Source organism: Rathayibacter tanaceti, from assembly GCF_001634385.1.
Classification (GTDB): Bacteria; Actinomycetota; Actinomycetes; order Actinomycetales; family Microbacteriaceae; genus Rathayibacter; species Rathayibacter tanaceti.
The window spans coordinates 1-753 of the sequence record NZ_LIIN01000291.1 but is presented as its reverse complement, the minus strand read 5'-3'; the positions used below and the strand labels follow the sequence as shown (position 1 = coordinate 753).

Genomic DNA, 753 nt, shown 5'->3' with positions numbered 1-753 from the left:
CCGGACTCGGGCGCGTGCTTGGGCGCAGGCCGTTCGCCGCGCGTGCGCCGCGTGCGCCGGCCGTGCTCCTCAGCGGGTGGTTCCTGCTCCGGTGCGCCGTCGGGCGGGCAGTGCGCGCCGCTCACGGGGTCACCTCGGCGGGGCGGCGCCAGATCGCGAGGAGCAGCGAGCCGACGACCGCGGCGCCTCCGGCCGCGAAAAGCGCGAACCGGGCCTCGGGATGCGCGAGCGCGATGCTCGGCCAGCCCAGGAGCGGGACAACCGACTGCTCACGCCAGATCCGCTCGTCGGCGATCGTGACGATCCACGGATCGGCGGACTGGTTGTTATCGCCCTTGGTGGTGAGCGCCAGCTCGCCGGGCTCACGGCCGCGGAGGGTCGCCGCCTCCGCCTCGGGGTAGACGAACGTCACGCGGTGGATGACGCGCAGGCTCGGATCGTCGGGATCGGTGAAGACGATCACGTCGCCCGCCCGCACGTCGGCCTGCGCGACGGGGAGGGTGACGGCGAGAGAGCCGACGGGCATCACGGGCGCCATCGAGTTCGAGAGCACGGGCACGAGCCGCACCATGCCGAGGGCAGAGAGCACGAAGACGGCGACTCCGGCGACGGCGACGAGGCCCACCAGGGTGCCGAGGAGGATGCGGAGGAGTCTCATGCCCGCGCCTTCCGACGGCGGCGGGCCGCTGCGGCGAGCAGGGCGCCGGCTCCGAGCGCGAGCACTCCGCCGAGCAGGGCGGCGCCGAGGTCGCG

The 753-nt window shown here is 74.8% G+C and carries 1 protein-coding gene; it reads right to left on the bottom strand.

The window, feature by feature from the left end; translation table 11 throughout:
• Positions 1-121: 121 nt before the first annotated feature.
• Positions 122-658, bottom strand: a complete 537-nt coding sequence (locus ACH61_RS15710; protein ID WP_068213810.1) for a signal peptidase I — start codon at positions 656-658, stop codon at positions 122-124.
• Between the last annotated feature and the right edge of the window lie 95 nt (positions 659-753).

Bases quoted from the DNA above. Each gene is read 5' to 3' on its own strand.
- ACH61_RS15710 (WP_068213810.1), bottom strand. From the start codon at position 658: ATGAGACTCCTCCGCATCCTCCTCGGCACCCTGGTGGGCCTCGTCGCC.